Source organism: Pseudomonas sp. GW822-FHT03F04 (assembly GCF_058801405.1).
In genome coordinates this window covers 22,971-45,578 of the sequence record NZ_JBXANF010000007.1, presented here as the reverse complement: position 1 = coordinate 45,578, position 22,608 = coordinate 22,971, and the positions used below count along the sequence as shown (strand labels likewise).

The window sequence follows — 22,608 nt, the reverse complement described above, 5'->3', positions numbered from 1 at the left end:
CCACTGGATGTCAGCAATTCGGCTTGGTCGAGGGAATCTTTAGTCTCAATGTGCCATCACGCTATCAATCCAGCTTCCCTGCCCTCACAACGCGCGCGCGAATCCCGCGCGCAAATCCCCCTGTCTGGCAAGGAATCGGCCTTCACGCCGGCCGCTGGCCTGTCCGTCGCGATAACTCGACACGCCATTGATCCACACCCCGTCAATGCCTTGCGCCGGTCGTTGCGGATCGCTGAAATCAGCCACGTCACGTACGGTTGCGGGGTCGAACAGCACCAGATCGGCCCAATAGCCTTCCCGGATCTCGCCTCGTTCCTTCAAGCCAAAGCGCGCCGCCGAAAGACCGGTCATCTTGTGCACGGCGGTGTGCAGCGGAAACAGGCCTACATCACGACTGAAATGCCCGATCACCCGAGGGAAAGCGCCCCACAGACGTGGGTGCGGGAACGGGTCTTCCGGCAAGCCGTCGGAGCCAACCATCGTCAGCGGATGGGCGAGGATGCGGCGCACGTCGTTCTCGTCCATGCCGTAATACACCGCGCCCGCCGGTTGCAGACGCTTGGCGGCGTCGAGCAATGGCAGGTTCCATTCCGCGGCGATATCCATGAGATCACGGCCGCCCATGTCCGGATGCGGTGTCGACCAGGTAATGGTGATGCGGTGGGCATCGGTCACCTGCTTCAGATCCAGCGTCGAAGAACTCGCCGCATACGGGTAGCAATCACAGCCGACCGGGTGGGTTTTCGCCGCTTCTTCCAGCGACGCGAGCAACTGCGGACTGCGCCCCCAGTTACCTACGCCGGCACACTTGAGGTGGGAAACGATCACCGGCGAACGGGCGTGGCGGCCGATGCGAAAGGCTTCGTCCATGGCCTCCAGCACCGGTTCGAACTCACTGCGCAGATGGGTGGTGTACACGGCGCCGAACGCGTTCAATTCTTCAGTCAGCTGCATGACTTCATCGGTGGATGCCGAAAACGCACTGGCGTAGGCCAGACCTGTGGATAAACCAAGGGCGCCCGCCTCCAGGCTTTCACGCAACTGCTCGCGCATCGCGGCGATTTCATCGTCAGTCGCCGTGCGAAACAGATCATCGAGGTGATTGCTGCGCAGCGCCGTGTGCCCGACCAGTGCCGCGACGTTCAGCGTGGTGTTGGCCGCTTCGACCGCCGCGCGGTAATCGCTGAAACGTGGATAGACGAATGCGGCGGCAGTGCCGAGCAGGTTCATTGGATCCGGTGGATCGCCCTTGAGACTGACCGGCGCGGCGCTGATGCCGCAGTTGCCGACAATCACCGTGGTCACGCCCTGGCTGAGCTTGGGCAGCATCTGCGGCTGGCGGATCACCACGGTGTCGTCGTGGGTGTGCACGTCGATGAAGCCCGGTGCCAGCACTCGGCCGGCGGCGTCGATTTCATCGGTGGCGCTCACATCGCGCAAGTCACCGATGCGCGCGATGCGGCCACCGAGGATTGCCACGTCAGCGGTATAGCCGGGGCTGTTGCTGCCGTCGATGACCAGGGCGTTGCGAATCAGTGTGTCGTACAGCATGTCAGTCTCCGGCGGCAGCTCGGCGTCAGTGTCTGCCTTTGATCAAATGGTGATCGAATCCTTGTTCGATCAGGTAGCGCCAGGCTACCTCGACTTCCTCGGGAATCACCTGCTCGACCTGAAAGCCCAGCGAAGGGTAAACCATGATCCGGTGCACATCCCCGACCATTTCGTCGATCAGCCCCAGAACCCCGATCAGGTTGCTGACCTCCCCCGGAAAACTGAACGACGGCGCATCCACCCAGGCCTCAAGCCCTGGCCATTGAACGGGCAAGGTCAACGCCACGCGCCGGATCGAATTCGGTTTGGTCAGGAACGTCGCCCGGCGCACGTCCGGGAACAACGCTCGGGCAAATGCGATGTTCTCGGCGAAGTTGGTGGCACGGGATTCGAGGGTGAATTGATCCGGCGAAACACCTTGAATCATGGCCCGTTGCGCAAAAATATCGGCTTCGGTCCGTTCCCACAAATGCTTCGTCCAGTTACCAGTATTGCCGGTAAACAACAGATGCGGGGCGACGCCTTTTTTCAGCAACTGGCAGGCGTAATCGCAGACTCGAAGGTCGTAGGAGCCGCACACCACGATCAGCTCACACTCGCTGTGTTGGCGCCCTGCTCCCAGGAAATTCCACAGGACGGTCGCGTGTCGCAAGGTCGGTGTCATGAGCGTGCGAACCTCTGGGCAAGCTGCCCGCTGATAAACAACCCACCGTCGGCATAGAGGTGTGTATCCACCCCGCCCTGCGAAACCGGGAGCGCCGTGAAATCCGCGTACGTCCGCAGTGCCCCGTGAGCGCTCAGCGTCGGATCGTCGCCGATACCGATGCACAGCGCGCCGCTGCTGACCGCCGACTGCACGCCGCTGACGGAATCTTCGAAGACCAGGCATTCATCGCTCTGACGCTCCAGTCGGGCGGCGGCCAGGCGATAAGGATCGGGAGCCGGTTTGCCACTGCGCACATCGTCGCGGCAGATGATGCAGTCGAAAACCGACGTCAGGTCGTGTTGCTGCAAGACGTGGTCGACTCGCGCTCGCCAACTGCTGGTCACCAGCGCCAGCGGCACGCGCCCATTCAATTGGGCGATGAACGCAGCGACGCCCGGCACCAGCGGACAGATCGAAACCTCTTCGATGGCGTCGACTTCTTGCTTGATGGCCACGCGCGTCTGTTCGTCGAACTGACCAAACAGGGCCTGCAGGGTGTAACCGCCCGGGCGACCGTGAATGTGATCGTCGATGAACGCCTGATCGACGGCAACACCGTAGTTGCGCGCCACCGTGGTCCAGGCGAACTCGATGACCTCGCGAGACTGGATAAGCACGCCGTCCATATCAAAGCAGACGGCTGTAAACGTTCGTTGTGGCATCGGTTGCACTTCGCATTTTCTGGTGAGCAATGAATGCCAGCACGGTTCCCATCAGGGCAAACAGCGCCATGACATACCAGGACCATTGTGGCTGCGTCTCGTACAGATACCCGGCAAAGGGTGTGGCCAGCCCCATGGGCAAGGCAACCGCCAGCGAGTAATAGACACCCTGGGTAAACACCTGGATATCTGGCGGGGCGTGATCGCGAATGCAGCGCATGATCGCCGAGTGATACGCCGCGAAACTCAAGGCGTGCAGGCATTGCCCCAGCAGGATCACCGGCACCGCATCGCTGTCGGAAAACAACGCCCAGCGCGCCGCCGCACAGACACTGGAAAACATCACGATGGACAACGGCGAACAGAACGACAGGACTTTGTTGGAGAACGCGAAATAAGTGATTTCCGCGATCACCGCCACTGACCAGAACACCCCGATGGCGGTTGAAGAGTAGCCCTTCACGCCCCAGCCGATCGACGCCGTGGAAAAGTACAGGGTGTGACTCAGTTGAATGAAGCTGGCCGCCGCAATCGCGACCAACAGACTTTTTTGCGCGAACAGCGCTTTCCAGTCCGGTCGTTCAAGGGTGCGACTGACCGGTTCCAGATGGGCACGGGAGACCTGACGCTTCAGCCACAGGCATGCCAGTGCGGTGAGCAACATGCACGCGGCAATCACCACCGGCACCCATGACTGGCTGTACTGCGCAAACAACAGGCCGCCGAGGGTCGAAGTCAGGATAAACGCTGAAGAGCCCACCGCACGGACCCAGCCGTAGTTCTGCAGGGCTTGCTTGTCACGCTTGAGCAGATAGGACTCGGACAGCGGCAACACCACCATCCACAGCCCGCCGAACAGGATGCTCAGGCACACGAATCCCCACAGGTGCACCGGCATGAAATAGAACAGCAACGTACACAACGCTGCCGAGAAACCGAGAAAAGCCGCGAGCCGCAATTGGTCCACGCGCCAGTCGGCCACGTAAGTGATCAACACTCCGGTCACGACTTGGGGCCAATAGACCGCCGCGATCAGCAGGCCAATCTGACTGGCGCTGAAACCCAGCGAATTCAGCCAGGTCGGCCAGAACGGATAGATGATCCCTTCTGCCGCAAAGAACCCGAAAAAGATCAGATACATGGGTCAACCATACGCTCGATGCTCCTGAGCAGGGCTCCAGCGGAGCCCTGTAACCATCCATCCATTATTCGAAGCGTTGTTGGGTGAAGCTGTTTTTGCCTTTGCGCCAGACAATCAGTGATTCACTCATCACCACCAGATCGACCATCCCTTCTTTCAACGCATCCAGCGCATCCTGAGGCGAACACACGATCGGTTCTTCGTGCCGGTTGAACGAGGTATTGATCAACGCTGCCTGACCGGTCCGCTCATGCCAGGCATTCAACAGCCGATGCATGAATGGATCACGCTCCGGGCGAATGATCTGCGGCCGCGCCGTGCCGTCGATGTGCACCACCGCCGGACTGGCCTCGCTGAACTGCGGATGACAATCGTAGGTCATGGTCATGGTGTCTGCCGCCACTTGATCCTCGTCCCAGCCGATGTAACAGGCCGCCGCCTGTTCGATGGCGGTGACCGGGCCGAAGGGCATGAACTCCGTGCGGTGCATGCGTTTGTTCAGCCAGTCGTTCACTTCGCCATCCTGCGCGTGATAGACGATGCTGCGGTTGCACAGTGAGCGCGGGCCGAACTCCATCTTGCCCTTGAACATGCCCAGCACCTGGTTTTCCATCAGTGCGTCGGTCAGCACGTCGATGATGTTCGACGGTGTGTGATAACCGAGTTCAGGGTAGTCGCGATGGATCAGGTTGATGTTCTGCGAAACGCTGCGCGATTCCGGCCCGAGGGTCATCGCCGGGTTCTTGAAGCGTGTGCCGTTCTCCAGGTACGCCGCTCCGACGGCCGCCGCCAGTGCCAGCCCGCCATCGCCCATGCACGGCAGCACATAGACGTTTTGCACGCCGGGAATCTCGCGTAGGCGCTGGTTGAGTTTGACGTTGCCAAACACACCGCCGGCCAGGCACAGGTTGGTACTGCCGCGTTGTTCCAGGTGATGTTTGACGATCGCCACCAGCAAGTCTTCGGAGTGGCGCTGCACGGCGGCGGCGATATCCTCGGGGGTTTCCCGGGAGAAAAGGGTTTCCAGTGATTCGCTGTAGTGGTTGTAGGACGGCACGAACAGGTCGCCGCAACGGGCCTTGATGCGCCCGTCTTCAAAACGGATCATCTGCTGCATCACCCCCAGCAACTTCTGCGGATCACCAAAAGCGGCCAGTCCCGTGACCTTGCCTTCATGCCGGTTCGGTTTGTAGCCCAGCAAATGAGTGATCCGGCCGTAGAAGTAACCCAGGCTGTCGATGCTGGTTTCGCGTTGCAAAACCGTGGTTTCGGTCGGGCTGTACCAGGTCACGGTCAGCGACTGGAAGTCGCCGCGCCCGTCACAGGTCAGGGTCAAGGCCTCATCGAACGGCGAGCAGACATAAGCACCAAGGGCATGGCATTCATGGTGATCGATGTAATACGCCTTGCCGGCCAGGCCATTGGCGACAATGTATTGATCGAATTCGGCGCGCTTCTCTCTGTCGTTTCGGACTTCATCGGTAACACGCTGGCGGAACTGCGCCAGGCCTTCGGGGTTGTTCCGGACTTCCTCGACGATTCGGTCGAAATACAACTCAAGGTGTTTATCGGCGTTGAAACCGGCATTCCATCCGTAAGCCACGTAGTCGATATCTTCCAGTGACACGCCAGCCTGGCTCAACACAAACTCGATGGACTTGGCGGGCCAGATCTTGTGATCCTTGATGCGGGTGAAACGCTCTTCGCTGACTGCCGAGAGAATCTGACCATCGCGTACCAGGCAAGCGCCCGACAAATCGTTATTGGTAATGCCCAAAATGACCATAACTACTCCTTGTTCTTGCCAATTTCGCGGATGAGTGTGCCCACGACCGAAGAGCGCAATGCTCCGGCCAAGGCGCGTGGCGCCGTGTCATGAACCGTGAGGAGGCGAAATCATCTGGTTCGCCCGGGATATGCCTTTACGTGCAGGCAGCAGAGGTGCGTATTGCCATCGCAAATTCCTTTTTGCAGAAAAATTCCACGGGCGTTACCCACCGACCTGGCCTCATGGCCAGACAACCAGTGGGTGCCCGCTATCCTACAAACCGGCCAGCTGTGTTGGCCATGCCTGTGCGGGGATCAGGCTAGTAGGAAATTTCTGAACGTTTCGATGAGCCTCGGCATCCTGTCCGTCTTTTCCGGGGCATAAAAAAACCTGTGGGAGCCGGATGGCTCCCACAGGTTCAAGTGTGGTGTGTGGACTCACACCATTTCGTTGCGAATCCACTCGACCACTGACGTGCGCTTCGGTACCCAGCCCAGCAGCTCACGGGCGTGTTTGCCGCGTACCCGGCTGTTGGAGCCCAGGCCGTAGTTGGCCATTTCGTAGCCCCACTCTGCTTCGGCGTCTTTCAGCGGCCAGTCTTGTGGCTGGCCCAGATTCAGGGCTTCGGCCATGGCGGTGGTCATGTCGATGAACGACGCTTCGCCGCTTTCGACGAAGTAGAACGTGCCCGGGACGTTTTTGGTCAGCGCCAGCAGGTACAGAGACACCACGTCTTCGATGTGCACGTTGGACCAGATGTTCTGGCCAGTGCCGACGTGACGCACCACGCCGCTTTTGCGCGCCTGTTTCAGCAGGCGCGGCAGTTGCACGCTGTCGCGATGGACGCCCAGGCTGTGGCCGTAGATCAGGGTGTTGCAGATGACGGCCGAGTTCACGCCGTCCTTCGCTGCCGCGAGGATCAGGTTGTCGATGGCCACGCGTGCGGCTTTGTCGACAGTCGGCTCCGGCAGGTTGTCTTCGAAGTAGATGACATCGCTGGATTTGCCGCCCGACGCATCGCCGACGATGCTCGAACCGCTGGTGTGCAGGAACACTTTGTTCGAGCCGCGCAGGGCATCGAGCAAGGCTTCGACCGCGCCGCGATGGTCGCTGCTGGCGGCGTTGATCACGGCGTCGGCGGCGCGGGCCTGTTCGGCCAGCAGTGCCTTGTCGTCGAGGGTGCCGATCACCGGGGTGATGCCCAGTGCTTTCAACTCATCAGCCTGCTCGGCGCCGCGCACCAGACCGGTGACGGTGTGCCCGGCCTTGACCAGACCGGTAGCGATGGAGCCGCCGATAAAACCGGCAGCGCCGGTGACGAATACGTTCATGGAGAAACTCCCTGCGTGAATAAGTGATGCAACGAGTATCGACCGCCGAGTCCGGTGGAAAAACCCGCCCTCAGCCAATTCACTCTTGCGCAGGGATCACGAATCAGCCTTTGAAATCAGCACTGGCGTAAGCCGCCAGTTTGCTCTGGATGAAGTCCAGGAAGCACTGGATCCGCAGCGCCAGTTGCGAGTTGCGGTAGTACACCGCGTTGATCGGTTGGCGATAACCGCTGTTGAATTCCGCCAGCAACACCTTGAGGCGCCCGGCGCGAATGTCGTCGATGGTCATGAAATGCGAGAGGCAGGCAATGCCCTGGCCTTCCAGCGCCAGATGCCGAACCGTCTCGCCGCTGGAGGCGCTGATCGCCGGGGTGATCGGCCAGCGATCACCGTGTACGTAACGCAGCGGCCACTGGTTGAGGCCTTCGTTCTGGGTGAAGCCGAGCAAGGTGTGTTCGCTGAGGTCGGCCACTTCCAGCGGTGCGCCGTGTTTTTCCAGATAGGCGGGACTGGCAACGATCAACAGCGGACTGCAACCCAGCGAGCGGGCATGCAACGTCGAATCGGCGAGGGTGCCGATGCGGATGGCGACGTCGGTGCTTTGTTCCAGCAGGTCAATGATCAGGTCATTGCTGTTGAGTTCGAGCTGGATGTCCGGGTACAGCCGCCGGAATTCGTCGATGTACGGCACGATGGCGTGGAGCATGAACGGCGATGCGGCGTTGATTCGCAGCCGACCGGACGGCGTCTGCTGGCGCGAAGAGAGGCGCTCTTCGAGCTGGTCCATCTGGTCGAGGATCAGCTTGGCCTGCTCGAAGAAATACTTGCCCTCCTCGGTCAGGTCCATGCGTCGGGTCGTGCGGTTGATCAGCGTGGTGTCGAGCTTGGCTTCCAGCCGCGACAGCGTGCGGCTGACGGCCGACGGCGTCTGTCCGACCTGCTCGGCGGCGGCGGAGATTGAACCGCATTCGATCACGCAGACGAAAATCTGCAACTCATCGGATCTGGCTTTCACGGGTGTCCTCGAATCGAAAGGCCTGCTGCGCAAGCTCAGGCCTTCGATAGTAGCCGAGCGTCAGGCCTTGAGGCCAAACACCTCGGTCAGATGCTGCTCGTAACGTGCCACATCCGCTTCGATGTTCGGGCGCTTCATCACGTCCACGCAGAGGAAGGTCGGCAGGCCGGTCATGCCGAGGAACTCGTTGGCCTTGTGGAACGGGAAGTAAACGGCGTCCACGCCTTTGGCTTCGAAGAAGTCGGTCGGGTCATCGAACGCCTGCTGCGGCGCGTTCCAGGTCAGCGACAGCATGTATTGCTTGCCGTGGATCAGACCGCCGCTGCCGTACTTCTGCGAGGAGTCGGAACGGGTGCGACCGTCGCTGGCGTACAGACTGCCGTGGCCTTCGGTGAACACTTCGTCGAGGTACTTTTTCACGGTCCATGGCGCGCCCATCCACCAGCCCGGCATCTGATAAATGATCACGTCGGCCCAGAGAAACTTGGCAACTTCTTCGGCGATGTCGTAACCCTCGTCGATGAAGGTGGTCTTGACGTCGACACCGCCGCGATCCAGCACGCTCAGCGCCGCTTCGTGCAGGGTGGTGTTGTAGCGACCGTCGGAGTGGGCGAATTTTTTACCGCCGTTGAGCAACAGCACTTTTTTCATGGGACAGCCTCGATCGGATTCCGATGCGCAGCGCAGAGCGCTGGATGGAGAAGGGGAAAAATTGAATGGCGGCAGATTAACGATGCGCCTCGCGCGGAATAAGCCGCGGTTGCGCAAAATTCATTTGAGTAAAACGCACGAATCGAATGCCGATTGTTGCCTTAGGATTGGCCGCCATCTGAATCTGAGGAGTTTTTTACGATGAGCGAACGCCAGGGTTTCATCCTGTACGCCAAGACCCGCCCGGAAAAAGCCGAGGCCTTCGAAGCGTTTTTCCGCGCCTACGTCGAGCCGAGCCGCGCCGAACCCGGCTGCATCGAGTACCACATGCTGCGCGACAAGGAAGATCCGAGCCTGTTCATTTTCTACGAGATCTGGGAAACCCAGGCGCACCTGGACGTGCACTCGAACCTGCCGCACATGCAGCAGTTTCTCGCTCAGCGCATGGAGTATCTGGAGCGGGATTTCGACATCCGCCCGATCGACATGCTCAGCGATTCGTCCGCTAGCCGCTGATCAACAGATGGGCGCCGAGCGCGCCCAGACCGATGAAGAACACTCGCTTGAACAGCACGGCGCTGATGCGCTGGCGCAGCCATTGGCCGAACAGCATGCCGAGCACCGCCGGGATCAGCGCCAGCAACGAGGCGCTCAATTCTGCGCCGCCGAGCGACCCGCGCCAGAGCAATCCACCGGCCAGCGCCAGGGTCGACACGGTGAAGGACAGGCCCAGCGCCTGCACCAGTTCGTCGCGGTTCAAACCCAGTGCCTGCATGTAGGGGACCGCGGGAATCACGAACACGCCGGTGGCCGAAGTGATGACGCCGGTGACCACGCCACACAGCGGTCCCAACCACGGTTCATGGCGGCGACTGACACTCAGCGTCGGCAGAAACAATCCGCTCAGCGCATAGAGCAACAGCGCCGCGCCGAGCCCGCGCACCACCCAATGCCCACCTGCCATGCCGATCCACAAGGTGCCAACGGCCGTGCCGAGAAAGATCGCCAGCAGCATCGGCCACAGCCGTTTCACCAGCCCGCGCAAATGCCCGCCGAACGCCAGTTGCCAGATGTTGGTGAGGGTCGCCGGAATGATCAGCAACGCCGCAGCCTGCGACGGTGCCATAGCCAGACCGAGCAGGCCCATGGCGACGGTGGGCAGGCCGAGGCCGATCACACCCTTGATCAGGCCGGCGACGACGAAGGTCGCAATCACCAGCAATGACAGGGCAAGACCGAGGTTTTGATAAAAATCTGCGAGTGCGTTCATGGCGACACTCTGCACCCACACGGATGAACTGAAAATCTGTCATACACTGAGGCAGCCTCTCTCTCAGCAAGAGCCACGCGTCATGCACTTCGACCTCACCGACCTGCGCCTGTACCTGCACATCCTCGACAGCGGCAACATCACCGCCGGCGCCGCACGCAGTCATCTGTCGCTGGCGGCGGCCAGTGCGCGGATCCGGGCGATGGAGGCTTCGTTGGGCACCGAGTTTCTTGAGCGCGGGCGCCGTGGCGTTACGCCGACGCCGGCCGGCAAAGCCCTGGCGCAACATGCGCGGGTGTTGCTGCAACAGGCCGACCGCCTGCAGCAGGATCTGGCCGAATACGCCCAAGGCGTCAAAGGTCAGGTGCGTCTGTTGTGCAACACCACGGCGCTCAGCGAATACCTGCCGGAGGTGCTGGCGGATTTCCTGCGCGAGCACCCCAATCTCGACATCGATTTGCAGGAACTGCCCAGCGCTCGCATCACCCATGCCTTGCGCCAGGGCGCGGCGGATCTGGGCATTGTGTCCGACGCGATCGACACCTCCGACTTGCAGACCCGAGCCTTTCACGATGATCCGCTGGTGCTGATTCTGCCTCTGGAACATCCACTGTCTGATGCGACCGAAGTCAGTTTCAGCGACGCCCTGCGCCATGACTTCGTCGGCCTGCATGCCGACAGCGCACTGGCGGTGTACCTGGAAGAACAGGCCCTGCACAGCGGCTCACGGATGCAGATGCGCATCCGCGCCGATGGTTTCGACGGCGTGATGCGCATGGTGGCCCGGGGCGCCGGCATCGGCATCGTGCCGCTGGCGGCGGTCCAGCGTGCCGCACCGCAGGCCTTCAAGTCCCTGCCGATGAATGAAGCGTGGGCCATGCGCAAACTGTTGCTGTGCGCCCGGGATTTCTCCACGTTGCCGGCCTATGCCACAGCCTTGCTGCAAGCCTTGGCACTCCCCTGAGATTTATCTTTTCATCTGCAAAATAAGCACAAGGAATAGCTTGCAAGGTACGGATACATACGTACTATATCGCCAGAGCGAACGTGTTGCCCGATACCCGTTTTCGCACAACGACAACGGACAAGGAAGAACGGATCGGCTCCATTAAACCTACATGGAATGAGGTGACGCGATGGTTGATTCAACGGAGTTTCGTAATGCAATGGCGATGCTGGGGAGTGCCGTCACCATCGTCACGACCGATGGCCCTGCGGGGCGTTTCGGCTTTACCGCGTCGGCGGTGTGCAGCGTGACGGATTCACCGCCCACGCTGCTGGTGTGCGTCAATCGCTCGTCGTCCAATCACGAGCATTTCAAGACCAATGGCGTGCTGTGCGTGAACGTCCTGACCGGCGACCACCAGTCGACCTCCGGGGCGTTCGCCAACCGGCAGTTGAGCATGCAGGAGCGTTTTTCCAGCGTGAATTGCCAGACATTGAAGACCGGCTCGCCGGTGATCGAAGAGGCGCTGGTCAGCCTCGATTGCCGGGTCAGCAAGGTCGATGAAGTGGGCACTCACAGCATCTTCTACTGTGAAATTCTCGAGCTGCAGCAACACAGCGAGGCCACGGAAGGCCTGGTCTACTTCAACCGCAGTTACTACCGTCTGAACGACGAACTGCGCCTGGCACCCGAGCAGTGATCCAGACACCCGCCGGCATCGCAGATTGCTAGCCGGCGGGTCATGACAGGGATGTAACCATGCTATTCAATGAAGACAACTTCGCGGATATCGACCTGAACCTGATCATCATTTTCCTGGTGCTGTTCCGCGAACGCAGCGTGTCACGCACGGCCGAACGCCTGCACGTCAAACAACCCGCCATCAGCGGATCGCTGGCACGACTGCGCAAGCGGTTCGATGATCCTCTGTTTCTGCGCTCATCCAGAACCATGCGCCCGACCTCGAAAGCCGAGGAGCTGGCGCAGGCCCTGACGCCGGCAATCAAGCAGATCGAAGCGGTCATCCGGCTCTGAACAACTTGCGAAAAAAAACCTGCGGGAGTTCGCTCCCGCAGGTTTCATTTTGTCAGGCCGACTTGAGCGCCTGAGCGTACTCGACCCGTGCCCAGAACGCCGGCAGGAAGCACTCGCAGACCAGCAGCGCAGAACCATTGCGGGTAAAACGCGAACGTCGGGCCAACAACCGTTTGGCCTGCGGCGCGTAGCGATAGGACAGCGCCGCCAACGGTGCGCCGGGGGACAGCAAGGCGCATTGGAAGGGTTCGCGCAGGGTCTGGTCCGACGTGTAGAGAATCTCGGCCAGCGGCCGGCGACCATAGCCGTTCAGATCCGCCCAGTCGCCGTTCAACGCCGGCATGCTGGTCAGGCTGCGCGCGGTGACGCAGGCCTCGCCATCGAGCTTCATCACCACTTCACGCACCCAGCCGATGGTCGCCGGTGGCACGTTCAGCGCTTGCGCTTCTTCAGGATTGAGCGGGCCATGGGACTGCTCGACCACTTCGATTGAATAGTCGCCCATGGCTTTCAGACGCGGGGTCAGTGCCCCGGGCAAAAACAGCCAGTGATGCTCGGAGCCGGTCAATTCCGACAGGGGTCGCGACGACCAGTAATGACTTGTATCCATACCCGCACACACCTTCCTGGTGATGGTGAATTGATTGGTTGCCGTGGAAGGCCAACCCTTCACCGGCGGTGTCTGTCACTCGGCTCCGTTTTCTTCGGTCACTTCGTGTTTGCTGATCACGCTGATGGTCTGTTCATCGGTCTTGACCGCCGACAGCAGCGAGTCGAGAAGCCCCGGGAAACGCACGTCCATGTCTTCACGACGCAAGGACAGCAGGTTTTCCCGGCCGTAGGGGCGTTGCCAAATCAGACCGCTGTCGCGCAGGACCCGCCAGTGGTGAGTCATGGTCGACTTCGATGCGCCCTTGAGGATCCGGCCGCATGGATGTTCCTGGCCATCGGACAACACTTTCAATACGGTCAGGCGTAGCGGGCTTCCCAATGCGTTCAGCACATTTTCCAGAAGGATCTGATCCTGATTGGGATGATTCGGGACGTTCATAGGTAGGTACCCTTGATGATATAGGCGGGAATAATCCGGCTTGTATTCGTCTATACGAGAACAGTAAGACTATACACAAGATGCCTTTTTCCCGCGACAGCCGCCCCGAAGGCGGCGTCCCGAAAAACACTACAGAGCACTGCTCTGTGCCGTCTCCAGCGCGGGGGCCTGGAACCCGCCGCCCAGCGCCGCCATCAACGAAACCGAACTGTCGATGTGCTTGCTGTTGAGGAAGGCCAGGCGCATTTCGTCCTGAATCAATTGTTGCTCGATATTCAGGGCATCGAGGAACGTGTCCTCCCCGGCCTTGTAGCGCGACTGCGACAGATCATAAGACGACTGCGCAATCGAACAGGCATCGCGCTGCACGACGATTTGCTGTTCGAAAGAACGCAACTGCGTCACCGAAATCGCCACCTCATGCAACGCCGAATTCAGCACCCGGTTGTATTGCGCGATAGAGCTGTCGAGTTCAGCGTTGCCGGCCTTCAGATCGGAGCGCAGACGACCCGCATCGAAGATCGGCAGCGACACCGTCGGCGCCACATTCCAGAACTTGCTGACCCCGGCGAACATCGCATCACCGATCAAGGCATGCGAACCCGCCGCCGCCACCAGATTGATGTTCGGGTAGAACGTGGTCTTCACCGCCTCGACGTTCTTGGTCTCGGCCTCCACTCGCCAACGCGCAGCGACGATGTCCGGACGACGGCCGAGCAACTGGGCCGGCAACTGCGCCGGCAATGCCACCACGCTGGCCTGCAGGTTCGATGGACGCTCGAGCGTGTGCGCACGGTCGACGCCCTTGCCAATCAGCGCCGACAATTGCAGCCGAGCGATTTCGATGTCTTCATTGGCGCCGATCAGGGTTGATTCCGAACGTGCCTTGAGGCTCTGCACCTGCTTGAGTTGCGACAGGTTGTCGAGGCCCGAGCCGTAGCGCGAATCCGTCAGCTCCACCAATTTGCTCAAGCGTTCCAGATCGCGCTGGTTGAGCTCCGACACCTGCCAGGCGTACGCCAGTTGGTTGTAAGCCTTGACCACGTTGGTCGCCAGAATCAGCCGCGACGATTGCAGGTCGACTTCCGCAGCTCGTGCACTGTTGAGCGCCGATTCCCAGGCGGCACGCTGGCCGCCCCAGAGGTCGAAGGTGTAGCTGAAGTTCACCGCCAGATTGCGTGCGGTGAAGTACTTTTCACCCTCGCCGCTGTAGTCCTCGAAGCGCGACAGCCGGCCGCGAGTGACACCTGCCGACGCGTCCATTTCCGGGTAACGCTCAGCATCGCGCAGGTCGAGAAATGCGTTGGCCTTGGCGACCCGGGCAGCGACTTCCTGCAAGTCCGGGTTGCTGGCATACGCCTCTTCGATCAACGCGCCCAGACGCGGATCACCCAGCGACGTCCACCAGTCCGCACGCGGCCACTGGGCCGGTGGCAACTTGTCTTTCAGGCTGTCGGACGGCGCATCGCCGACCGCCAGCAATTTGCCCTGATGATCGATCCCGGCGTAGTTCACACAACCCGCCGCCAACAGGATGGCCGCCGCCAGGGGCGCCAGCATCAAACGTGTAATCGAATACATGTCACGTCCTCACAGGATGGGTTGCGGCACACCGGCCGGTTCGGCGTCGGGTGCGTGGCTCGGTTGCTTGATCGAACTGAGCAGCGTGTACACCGACGGCAGAATGAACAGCGTGAACAAGGTACCGATCAGCATCCCCACCACAATCACCAGGCCCAGGCCGAAGCGGCTGTTGGCGCCGGCACCGCTGGCGAACAACAGGGGCGCGAGGCCGACCACCATGGCAGCGGTGGTCATCAGGATCGGCCGCAGACGCACCTGCGCGGCGTGCTGAATCGCTTGCACGCGGTCCATGCCTTGCTGGCGCTGCAACTCGTTGGCGAACGCGACCATCAGGATCCCGTGCTTACTGATCAGACCGATCAGCGTGATCAGGCCGATCTGGGTGTAGATGTTCATCGAAGTCATGCCCAGCGCCAGCGGCACCAGGGCCCCGCAGATCGACAACGGCACGCTGATCAGAATGATGAACGGGTCGCGGAAGCTCTCGTACTGCACGCTCAGCACCAGATAGATGATCACTAGGGCCAGGCCGAAGGTGAACGCCAGGCTGTTGCCTTCCTGCACGTATTGGCGGGCATCGGACTGCCAGTCGAAACTGAAGCCGGCCGGGAAGTTTTCCGATTGCTTCTGCAGGAAGCCCACTGCATCGCCCAACGTCACGCCCGGCGCCGGAATGGCCTGGAACGTGGCGGAGTTCTGCTGGTTGAACTGGGTCAGGCGATTCGGCTCGACCTTGACGCTGAGGGTGGCCAGCGTCGACAGCGGCACCGGGTTGCCCTTCTGATCCTTCACGTAATACAGCTTGAGGGTTTCCGGGGTCAGGCGATCCGCCGACACCGACTGCGGGATCACATCGTAGGAACGACCGTGGAACGAGAACCGGTTGACGTACTTCTCGCCGATCAGGCTGTTGAGCGTCTCGCCGATGTCCTGCATGCGGATGCCCAGGGCGTTGGCCTTGGCGCGGTCAACCTGGATTTCCACTACCGGGTTGTTGAAGTCCAGATCGCTGTCGACCACCGCGAACAGGCCACTGGCCTGAGCCGCTTTCTTGAGCTGATCCATCACGTTGTACAGCGCCAGATAATCCTGATCGCTGCGGATCACCATCTGCACCGGCAGACCACCGGTAGAGCCCGGCAGCGGCGGCATCTGGAACACGAAAATGCTCGTGCCTTCGATCTGGTTCACCCGTGCCTGCAAGTCAGGCTGGATGGTGTTGGCATCGCGGCCACGCTTTTCCCAGTCCACCAGGTTGATCCCGCCGACGCTGTTGGACAGACCGTCGGAACCGTTCGCCACCCAGTTGCTGTAGCCCTCGGGGATTTCGTTAAAGGTTTTGTAGAGCTCGTGTGCGTAGGCTTCGAGGTAATTCAGGTTGGCGTGCTGCGGCGCCTTGATCGCGGTCAGCAGGATGTTCTGGTCTTCCAGCGGCGCCAGTTCGGTCTGCGCCGAGCGATAGAGGAACGGCAGGCTGAAGAAGATCACCAGCGCCACGCTCAGGCTGATCCAGCGACGTGCCAGCGAACCGCCGAGCAGCGCGCCATAACGACGGGACAGGTACTGGAAGAATCGATCTGCCTTGACCGCCATGAAGCCTTCGCTGGTTTTCGCATCCAGCAGACGGGTACTCATGATCGGCGACAGGGTCAGGGCGACGATGCCGGAAATCACCACGGCGCCCGCCAGGGTCAGAGCGAACTCCTTGAACAGCGTGCCGGTGAGGCCGCCCATCAGGCCGATCGGCGCGTACACCGCCGCCAGGGTGAAGGTCATCGCCACCACTGGCCCGGCCACTTCACGAGCGCCGATCAGTGCGGCGTCGAACGGCGTCTTGCCCTCTTCGATGTGACGGTGAACGTTTTCCACCACGACGATGGCGTCGTCCACCACCAACCCGATGGCCAGCACCATGGCAAGCAAGGTCAGCAGGTTGAGGCTGAAGCCGAACATCTGCATCAGCATCGCCGCGCCAAGCATCGACAGCGGAATCGTCACCAGCGGAATCAGCACGGTGCGGAACGTACCCAGGCACAGGTAAATCACCAGCACCACGATCACCAGCGCCTCGAGCAGGGTGTAGCTCACCTCGTCGATCGACGACTGAATGAAGTGCGCCACTTCGAACGGGATCTGCACGGTCACGCCCGGTGGCAGGGTTTCCTGAATCTGCGGCAGCAATTCGCGCACACGTTTGACGATGACCAGCGGGTTGCCGGTCGGCGCGGCGTCCAGACCGAGGAACAGCGCCGGTACGTCGCTCATCGCGCCGCTGGTGTCGGTGGAGGCTGCGTTCAGTTCCACCGTGCCGACGTCACGCACACGGATGATGTGGCCATTGTCGTTGCGCAGCACCATGTCGCGGAAGTCTTCAACGCTGTTCAGGTCAGTGTTGACCCGCAGGTTGCTGACCACGTACAGGCCTTTGACCTGGCCTGGTGCTGCCTGGAAGTTGTTGCCTTCGATGGCGGCCGAAACGTCCTGCCCGGTCATGCCGTAACCGGCCAGACGCTGCGGATCGAGCCAAAGGCGCATGGACAGTTTCTGCTCGCCCATGATGTTGATCTTGGCCACGCCTTCGATGCCGGCGAACATCGGCTCGACGACACGGGAGATGTAATCCGACATCTCCGGAATGGTCAGGTTGGAACTGGCGAACGCGACGTAAGCCACGCTGGTGAAACCGCCGGAAGTACGTTCAACCACAGGGTCGTAGGCGTCCTTCGGCAAGCGATATTTGATCTGGTTGACCTTGGCCATGACCTCGGTCAGCGCCGCGATGGAATCACTGTTCAGTGCCATGCGGATCGTCACCTGGCTGCGACCCTGGGTCGAGGCCGACGACAGATAGTCGATGCCTTCGACCGAGGCCACGGCCTGGCTGATCGGTTGGGTGACGAAGCCCTGCATCAGCTCCGAAGAAGCGCCGGGATACTGGGTCGTGACCGTGATGGTCGACGTTTCCAGCATCGGGTACTGACGGATCGGCAGGTTCATCAGCGCACGCACCCCAAACAGCAGGATCAACGTGCTGACCACCACGGCCAGCACCGGGCGGCGAAGAAAGAGGTCGGTGAAATTCATTTTTCCAGCCCACTGAGTTTAAGAGCAATCGTGTCCGGGACGCCTTCCACCGCCACACCGTCGTGGAGTTTGAGCTGACCGGAAGTCACCACTTGCACACCTTCGATCAAGCCCTTGTCGACCACCGCCCAGCCGTTGCGACGCTCGCCGACTTTGATCGACTCACGCTTGACCTTCTGCACGCCGGTCTCGTCGGTGTAGACCGAGAACACGCTCTCGCCGTAGGCGTTGTAGGTGATCGCGGTTTCCGGAATCAGCAGCTCGGCGGTCTGTGGCAGGGTCACCGAGACCCGTGCATACATGCCGGGACGCAGGCGTTTTTGCGTGTCGGTGATGACCGCTTGAACGTTGATGGTGTGGGACTGGTTGATCTGCGGGTCGACCGCAACGATCTTGCCGGCGAAGGTCGCGTCACCCCAGGCATCGACCTTGGCCTGCACGGTCTGGCCCAGTTGCACTTGCGAGCCATCGCGTTCGGCGAGGGTGAAGTTGACGCGCAGCAGGCCCGGATCCGTCAGGGTCGCTACCGCGCTGCCGGCTTGCAGGTACTGGCCCAGATGCGCCTGGCGAATGCCGAGGGTGCCGCCGAACGGCGCACGAATGTGCCGTTGGGCGATCTGCGCCTGCATGCGTTCCATGTCGCCCTTGGCCGCGTCGTATTGAGCGCGGGCACTGTCGAAGGCGCGACGGCTTTCGGCGCCGGTCTTGGCCAGTTCCTGGACACGGGCAAACTGCGCCTTGGCGGATTCGTACTCGCCTTTCAGGCGAACCAGTTCACCTTGCTCGGGTGCGTCGTTGAGCTTGAGCAGCACCTGCCCCGCCTTCACTTCATCACCGGACTCGAAATCGATGTCCACCACTTTGCCGCTGACTTCAGCCGACACCAGCACCTGACGCTGCGCTTCGAGTTTGCCGATGGCTTCGAGGTAGTAGGTGTACGGTTGTTTCTTGACCACGGCCAGACCGACCCGGGTGCTGGGAATCCGTTGCTCGGCCGCGGCCGGTTGCGGCGACCAGAAACGCCAGCCCAGCGCGGCGGACAGCACCACGACCAGAATAATAAACACCAGCGACTTAATAATATTTCGAGCAAGCATGTGGCACTCCCTTGACTCTTTACTGCGAGCACAAAAGTTTGAGATTTAAGAAAATAAAGGTGCAACTTGAAACGGGCGCGCTATTGATCCCTGTGAACATTCACTGATAACGCGCCCGTTTTATTTATCCGCTATTACGCCGCGGCCAGTACGTTGGTTTTATCCAGGTAATACTTGCCGATACCGTGCAAGTTCAAAGGCGACAGAGTGAAGTGCTTCGAACCGGTATGAATATCGCGGAAGCAACGTTCCAGGAAGTGCGACTTGTAGACGGCTTTGGAACCGGCCATCGAGTAGATCTGGTTGACGGCGTTGACCGAGTTTTCAGTCAACACCGACGCTGCCAGACCGACGCGGGCGCTGACCGGCTCGCCGATGGTTTCACCGCGGTTGATCACCTGATGGATGGCATCCTCAAGCAGCAATTGCGCGGTGTGTACCGAGGAGATGGCGCGGCCGGTCTTCTCGAAGATCACCCCTTCCAGGCCCGGGTCGGTGTTGATCGCACGGTCGTTGCGGAAGTGATCCACTGCGGCCCGGGCCACGCCCAGCACGGTGGACATTGCTGCCAGGGTGCCGAACTCGTAGTAGCCGGTGGCGTAGGCACGGGAGCTGCGCGCTTCGGGGGATTTCTTCAGGGTTTCGACGTCCAGCGAGAACGCCTTGTTGACGATGACGTTGGAGCACTGGAAGTGATGGCTGCCGGTGCCGCGCATGCCCAGGGTGTCCCAGGTCGACAGAATGGTGCACTGGCTGGCGGGTACGAAGAACATCCGCACCTCCGGGGTGGTGTTGTTTTCGGTGCCTTTGACGGTGGCGGTGCAGACCAGCCAGTCGGCGTGGGCCGAGCCGCTGGCGAAGGCCCACTTGCCGCTCAGCAGGTAATCGTCACCCATTGGCAGCGCTTCGCCACCGGAGTGGATGGCGCCGATCACGAAACCTTCGCAGTGGTTGTAGATCGCTTCGGAAGTGGCTTCCGGCAGGTAATCCGAGAGGCGCCCCATCGCCACTTGTACCGCCAGCTGCCAGGACAGCGAGGCGTCATGCCGGGCAAATTCCAGCACCAGCGCGGAAGTGGTCTGGATATCGACCTGGGAGCCACCGAACGCCCGGGACACCGACGTACGGCCAAAACCGTCCTTGAAGAAGCGGGACATCACATCCTTGTGAGTCGCATTGGTCTGCTCGCTGTACTCGCGGTGCTGAACAATCAGCGGATTCAGTGCACGCACCTTCTCGAGCCATTCATTGGATTCGGAGGGAAGGCTGTTCCATTGCATTAGATTTTTCATAACGGCTCCTAGCTATTATTTATTTACGATCAGCAGACGAAAAAACAGACGAACTTTTATTGTTGTTAAACCCCGATAAAAATGTACGTCTACAGTCGTACATTTGACAAGCATTATTCTCAGACTTCTTTCACTTTTCAGTAAAAGGCAAATAGCTGTCCGACAATAATTAACAGCGCAAGATTCCAACCGAACTAGCAAGGCAAGTTACGGCGTTTAAATCCGATTGATTACTTCACGCCGGCACGCCGGTCACTGACCCGCGACAGCGATGCCCAGTCCTGATCGGCCTGACCATGGGCCATGCCGTCCAGCAAGTTGTCCTTCAACACGCTGGCAAACGGCAACGGCACCTGAGCAGCCTCCCCGGCCTCCAGCACCAGGCGCACATCCTTGAGGCCCAGCGACAATTTGAAGCCGGCCGGCTCGAATGTCTCTTCGGCCATCTGCTTGCCGTAACCCTGATAGACCGGAACGGGAAACAACGTCGAAGTGATCATGTCGATGAACGCCGCACGGCTGATCCCGTAGCCACCGGCCAGGGTCGAGGCTTCGGCCAGGGACTCGATCGCCGAGGCGACCATCAGGTTGGCCGACAGTTTGGCGGCGCACGCCACGTCGGCGGCTTCACCGAAGTGCCAGGTCTTGCGCCCCAGCACATCGAACAGCGGCTGCACCCGGGCCAGTGCTGCGGCAGGCCCCGAGGCGAGAATATTCAGATTGCCGGCGGCCGCCACATCGACCCGCCCCAGCACCGGCGCCGACACATAACCGACGCCGCGCGCCTCGTGCAGGGCCGCCAGCTCTTTGGCCAGCGCCACGGACACCGTGGACATGTTGACGTGAACGCTGCCGGCCTGCAGACCGTCCAGCGCCTTGGCGTCGAGGAACACCGAGCGGATCGCCGTGTCATCGCCAAGCATTGAAATCAGCACGTCGGCCTGCGCTGCCAGCGCGGGGGTGTCGACAGGTTCGGCGCCAGCCCTGGCCAGCTCTTCCAGCGGTGCCGACGAGCGATTCCACACGCGGACCCGATGCCCGGCCTTCAGCAGGTTCAGCACCATTGGCGCACCCATCGTGCCCAGACCGATAAATCCCAGTTCCATGTCGCGTTCCTCTCTCGATGAGGTCTTCAAATCCGTTTGTACAATGCCCCACGATTGCGATTGTACGTGTACAGGCGTACATTTCAAGTGCCACGTTGATTCATTCTTCGCGGCAAGGGTTTCAAACACACCTTTACCCAAGGCAAGGAGGCTTTATGCAATTCGGGATCTACACCGTTGGCGACGTCACACAGGACCCTACCAACGCCCGTACCCCCAGTGAATCCGAGCGCATCCAGGCCACCCTGCAAATTGCGCAGAAGGCCGAAGACATCGGACTGGACGTGTTCGCCACCGGCGAGCACCACAATCCCCCGTTCATCACCTCCTCTCCCACCACGCTGCTGGCGTACATCGCAGCGAAGACCCAACGCATCATTCTTTCGACGTCCACCACCCTGATCAGCACCAACGATCCGGTGCGGCTGGCCGAAGAGTATTCGCTGCTGCAAAACCTCTGCGGCGGACGCATGGACCTGATGCTCGGCCGTGGCAACACCGCGCCGGTCTATCCCTGGTTCGGCAAGAGCATCGCCGACGCCCTGCCGCTGGCGATGGAAAACTATCGCCTGCTGCACCGGCTCTGGCGCGAGGAAGACATCAACTGGAGCGGACGCTTTCGCACACCGCTGAACCACTTCACCTCGATCCCGCGACCGCTGGACGACCTGCCGCCCTTCGTCTGGCACGGCTCGATCCGTACTCCGGAAATCGCCGAACAGGCGGCCTATTACGGCGACGGCTTTTTTGCCAGCCACATCCTCTGGCCCCGGGAACATTTCATGGCGCTGGTCGAGTTTTACCGCACACGGTTTGCCCACTATGGCCATGGCACGCCGGAGCAGGCAATCGTCGGTCTCGGCGGACACATCTTCATGCGTCGCAACTCCCAGGATGCACGTCGGGAGTTCCGCCCTTACTTCGATAACGCCCCGGTGTACGGCCACGGTCCATCCCTGGAAGAGTTCATGGAAATGACCCCGCTGGCCGTCGGCAGCCCTCAGGAAATCATCGACAAGACCCTGACCTTCCGCGAGCACTTCGGCGACTATCAGCGCCAGTTGTTCCTGTTCGACCACGGCGGTATTCCGCTGAAGACCGTGCTGGAACAACTCGACATGTTCGGCAAGGAAGTGTTGCCGGTGCTGCGTGAAGAAACCCGCAAACGCCGCTCGCCACTGGCGGCCGAAGCGCCGACTCACGCCAATCGCCTGGCCCGTTTGCAGTCCCTGCAACCGTCGCCAGCCGAACCACGCCCGGGCGTCAAAACCCCGCAACATGACAGTGTGACCGGCCACTGAGACCGTGGGAGCATCCG

At 60.8% G+C, this 22,608-nt stretch carries 21 protein-coding genes; 5 read left to right on the top strand and 16 right to left on the bottom strand.

Features of this window, described 5'->3' with window-relative positions; all coding sequences use genetic code 11:
- Positions 1–84 precede the first annotated feature (84 nt).
- The 8 genes from AC1RMX_RS17475 to mdaB form a co-directional block, all read right to left on the bottom strand.
- Positions 85–1,551 carry an N-acyl-D-amino-acid deacylase family protein gene (locus AC1RMX_RS17475; RefSeq protein WP_493072614.1) on the bottom strand — a complete coding sequence of 489 codons (1,467 nt, stop codon included), beginning with the start codon at positions 1,549–1,551 and terminating at the stop codon, positions 85–87.
- A 25-nt stretch (positions 1,552–1,576) separates the two neighbouring features.
- Positions 1,577–2,215: a YdcF family protein gene (locus AC1RMX_RS17470; protein ID WP_493072613.1), complete on the bottom strand. Its 639-nt coding sequence runs from the start codon at positions 2,213–2,215 to the stop codon at positions 1,577–1,579.
- Positions 2,212–2,883, bottom strand: coding sequence for an HAD family hydrolase (locus AC1RMX_RS17465; RefSeq protein WP_493072612.1), 672 nt, complete (start codon positions 2,881–2,883; stop codon positions 2,212–2,214). Before AC1RMX_RS17465 ends, AC1RMX_RS17470 begins: the two co-directional genes overlap by 4 nt.
- Before the next feature lies 1 nt (position 2,884).
- Positions 2,885–4,060: an MFS transporter gene (locus tag AC1RMX_RS17460; protein WP_096818735.1), complete on the bottom strand. Its 1,176-nt coding sequence runs from the start codon at positions 4,058–4,060 to the stop codon at positions 2,885–2,887.
- Between the two features lie 64 nt (positions 4,061–4,124).
- On the bottom strand, positions 4,125–5,846 hold the full coding sequence (locus AC1RMX_RS17455; RefSeq protein ID WP_096818732.1) for a carbamoyltransferase family protein: 1,722 nt from the start codon (positions 5,844–5,846) through the stop codon (positions 4,125–4,127).
- Between the two features lie 419 nt (positions 5,847–6,265).
- Positions 6,266–7,159 (bottom strand): NAD-dependent epimerase/dehydratase family protein, encoded by an 894-nt coding sequence (locus tag AC1RMX_RS17450; protein WP_493072611.1) that lies wholly within the window; start codon positions 7,157–7,159, stop codon positions 6,266–6,268.
- A gap of 103 nt (positions 7,160–7,262) precedes the next feature.
- Entirely contained in the window at positions 7,263–8,174 is a 912-nt protein-coding gene (locus AC1RMX_RS17445; RefSeq protein ID WP_192563425.1) for a LysR family transcriptional regulator, read from the bottom strand.
- A 60-nt stretch (positions 8,175–8,234) separates the two neighbouring features.
- Positions 8,235–8,825, bottom strand: coding sequence for an NADPH:quinone oxidoreductase MdaB (mdaB, locus tag AC1RMX_RS17440; RefSeq protein WP_493072610.1), 591 nt, complete (start codon positions 8,823–8,825; stop codon positions 8,235–8,237).
- A 201-nt stretch (positions 8,826–9,026) separates the two neighbouring features.
- Here mdaB and AC1RMX_RS17435 point away from each other — a divergent pair, with 201 nt between their 5' ends.
- The gene (locus AC1RMX_RS17435) at positions 9,027–9,341 is read left to right on the top strand and encodes a putative quinol monooxygenase (protein WP_493072609.1); all 315 of its coding nucleotides are present in this window, start codon (positions 9,027–9,029) and stop codon (positions 9,339–9,341) included.
- On the opposite strand, the gene AC1RMX_RS17430 is transcribed toward AC1RMX_RS17435, so the two are convergent.
- Positions 9,331–10,095, bottom strand: coding sequence for a sulfite exporter TauE/SafE family protein (locus AC1RMX_RS17430; RefSeq protein ID WP_493072608.1), 765 nt, complete (start codon positions 10,093–10,095; stop codon positions 9,331–9,333). The genes AC1RMX_RS17435 and AC1RMX_RS17430 overlap by 11 nt on opposite strands.
- Before the next feature lie 82 nt (positions 10,096–10,177).
- Here AC1RMX_RS17430 and AC1RMX_RS17425 point away from each other — a divergent pair, with 82 nt between their 5' ends.
- The 3 genes from AC1RMX_RS17425 to AC1RMX_RS17415 all read left to right on the top strand — a co-directional run bounded on the left by AC1RMX_RS17425 (position 10,178) and on the right by AC1RMX_RS17415 (position 12,076).
- Positions 10,178–11,059, top strand: a complete 882-nt coding sequence (locus AC1RMX_RS17425; protein ID WP_493072607.1) for a LysR family transcriptional regulator — start codon at positions 10,178–10,180, stop codon at positions 11,057–11,059.
- Positions 11,060–11,231: 172 nt separating this feature from the next.
- Positions 11,232–11,741: a flavin reductase gene (locus AC1RMX_RS17420; RefSeq protein ID WP_007953834.1), complete on the top strand. Its 510-nt coding sequence runs from the start codon at positions 11,232–11,234 to the stop codon at positions 11,739–11,741.
- Between the two features lie 59 nt (positions 11,742–11,800).
- The gene (locus AC1RMX_RS17415; RefSeq protein ID WP_085713206.1) at positions 11,801–12,076 is read left to right on the top strand and encodes a helix-turn-helix domain-containing protein; all 276 of its coding nucleotides are present in this window, start codon (positions 11,801–11,803) and stop codon (positions 12,074–12,076) included.
- 52 nt (positions 12,077–12,128) lie between these two features.
- On the opposite strand, the gene AC1RMX_RS17410 is transcribed toward AC1RMX_RS17415, so the two are convergent.
- The 7 genes from AC1RMX_RS17410 to AC1RMX_RS17380 form a co-directional block, all read right to left on the bottom strand.
- On the bottom strand, positions 12,129–12,686 hold the full coding sequence (locus AC1RMX_RS17410; RefSeq protein ID WP_096818714.1) for a chorismate--pyruvate lyase family protein: 558 nt from the start codon (positions 12,684–12,686) through the stop codon (positions 12,129–12,131).
- A gap of 75 nt (positions 12,687–12,761) precedes the next feature.
- Positions 12,762–13,127, bottom strand: a complete 366-nt coding sequence (locus AC1RMX_RS17405) for an ArsR/SmtB family transcription factor (protein ID WP_007953843.1) — start codon at positions 13,125–13,127, stop codon at positions 12,762–12,764.
- A gap of 129 nt (positions 13,128–13,256) precedes the next feature.
- Positions 13,257–14,708, bottom strand: a complete 1,452-nt coding sequence (locus AC1RMX_RS17400) for an efflux transporter outer membrane subunit (protein ID WP_273538200.1) — start codon at positions 14,706–14,708, stop codon at positions 13,257–13,259.
- A 9-nt stretch (positions 14,709–14,717) separates the two neighbouring features.
- Positions 14,718–17,795, bottom strand: coding sequence for a MexW/MexI family multidrug efflux RND transporter permease subunit (locus AC1RMX_RS17395; RefSeq protein WP_493072606.1), 3,078 nt, complete (start codon positions 17,793–17,795; stop codon positions 14,718–14,720).
- On the bottom strand, positions 17,792–18,892 hold the full coding sequence (locus tag AC1RMX_RS17390) for an efflux RND transporter periplasmic adaptor subunit (protein ID WP_096818709.1): 1,101 nt from the start codon (positions 18,890–18,892) through the stop codon (positions 17,792–17,794). The genes AC1RMX_RS17395 and AC1RMX_RS17390 overlap by 4 nt, the downstream gene beginning before the upstream one ends.
- A gap of 134 nt (positions 18,893–19,026) precedes the next feature.
- Entirely contained in the window at positions 19,027–20,184 is a 1,158-nt protein-coding gene (locus tag AC1RMX_RS17385) for an acyl-CoA dehydrogenase family protein (RefSeq protein ID WP_493072605.1), read from the bottom strand.
- Between the two features lie 230 nt (positions 20,185–20,414).
- Positions 20,415–21,419: an NAD(P)-dependent oxidoreductase gene (locus AC1RMX_RS17380; RefSeq protein ID WP_493072604.1), complete on the bottom strand. Its 1,005-nt coding sequence runs from the start codon at positions 21,417–21,419 to the stop codon at positions 20,415–20,417.
- 26 nt (positions 21,420–21,445) lie between these two features.
- Here AC1RMX_RS17380 and AC1RMX_RS17375 point away from each other — a divergent pair, with 26 nt between their 5' ends.
- A complete protein-coding gene (locus tag AC1RMX_RS17375; protein WP_096818702.1) occupies positions 21,446–22,591 on the top strand; it encodes an LLM class flavin-dependent oxidoreductase in 1,146 nt (381 codons plus the stop codon).
- Positions 22,592–22,608: the final 17 nt, after the last annotated feature.

Excerpts from the sequence above, each read along its gene's own strand:
- mdaB (WP_493072610.1), bottom strand. The coding sequence starts at position 8,825 with ATGAAAAAAGTGCTGTTGCTCAACGGCGGTAAAAAATTCGCCCACTCC.
- AC1RMX_RS17410 (WP_096818714.1), bottom strand. The coding sequence starts at position 12,686 with ATGGATACAAGTCATTACTGGTCGTCGCGACCCCTGTCGGAATTGACC.
- AC1RMX_RS17385 (WP_493072605.1), bottom strand. The coding sequence starts at position 20,184 with ATGAAAAATCTAATGCAATGGAACAGCCTTCCCTCCGAATCCAATGAA.
- AC1RMX_RS17405 (WP_007953843.1), bottom strand. The coding sequence starts at position 13,127 with ATGAACGTCCCGAATCATCCCAATCAGGATCAGATCCTTCTGGAAAAT.
- AC1RMX_RS17465 (WP_493072612.1), bottom strand. The coding sequence starts at position 2,883 with ATGGACGGCGTGCTTATCCAGTCTCGCGAGGTCATCGAGTTCGCCTGG.
- AC1RMX_RS17455 (WP_096818732.1), bottom strand. The coding sequence starts at position 5,846 with ATGGTCATTTTGGGCATTACCAATAACGATTTGTCGGGCGCTTGCCTG.
- AC1RMX_RS17390 (WP_096818709.1), bottom strand. The coding sequence starts at position 18,892 with ATGCTTGCTCGAAATATTATTAAGTCGCTGGTGTTTATTATTCTGGTC.
- AC1RMX_RS17435 (WP_493072609.1), top strand. The coding sequence starts at position 9,027 with ATGAGCGAACGCCAGGGTTTCATCCTGTACGCCAAGACCCGCCCGGAA.
- AC1RMX_RS17375 (WP_096818702.1), top strand. The coding sequence starts at position 21,446 with ATGCAATTCGGGATCTACACCGTTGGCGACGTCACACAGGACCCTACC.
- AC1RMX_RS17430 (WP_493072608.1), bottom strand. The coding sequence starts at position 10,095 with ATGAACGCACTCGCAGATTTTTATCAAAACCTCGGTCTTGCCCTGTCA.
- AC1RMX_RS17400 (WP_273538200.1), bottom strand. The coding sequence starts at position 14,708 with ATGTATTCGATTACACGTTTGATGCTGGCGCCCCTGGCGGCGGCCATC.
- AC1RMX_RS17460 (WP_096818735.1), bottom strand. The coding sequence starts at position 4,060 with ATGTATCTGATCTTTTTCGGGTTCTTTGCGGCAGAAGGGATCATCTAT.
- AC1RMX_RS17395 (WP_493072606.1), bottom strand. The coding sequence starts at position 17,795 with ATGAATTTCACCGACCTCTTTCTTCGCCGCCCGGTGCTGGCCGTGGTG.
- AC1RMX_RS17450 (WP_493072611.1), bottom strand. The coding sequence starts at position 7,159 with ATGAACGTATTCGTCACCGGCGCTGCCGGTTTTATCGGCGGCTCCATC.
- AC1RMX_RS17415 (WP_085713206.1), top strand. The coding sequence starts at position 11,801 with ATGCTATTCAATGAAGACAACTTCGCGGATATCGACCTGAACCTGATC.
- AC1RMX_RS17420 (WP_007953834.1), top strand. The coding sequence starts at position 11,232 with ATGGTTGATTCAACGGAGTTTCGTAATGCAATGGCGATGCTGGGGAGT.
- AC1RMX_RS17475 (WP_493072614.1), bottom strand. The coding sequence starts at position 1,551 with ATGCTGTACGACACACTGATTCGCAACGCCCTGGTCATCGACGGCAGC.
- AC1RMX_RS17470 (WP_493072613.1), bottom strand. The coding sequence starts at position 2,215 with ATGACACCGACCTTGCGACACGCGACCGTCCTGTGGAATTTCCTGGGA.
- AC1RMX_RS17425 (WP_493072607.1), top strand. The coding sequence starts at position 10,178 with ATGCACTTCGACCTCACCGACCTGCGCCTGTACCTGCACATCCTCGAC.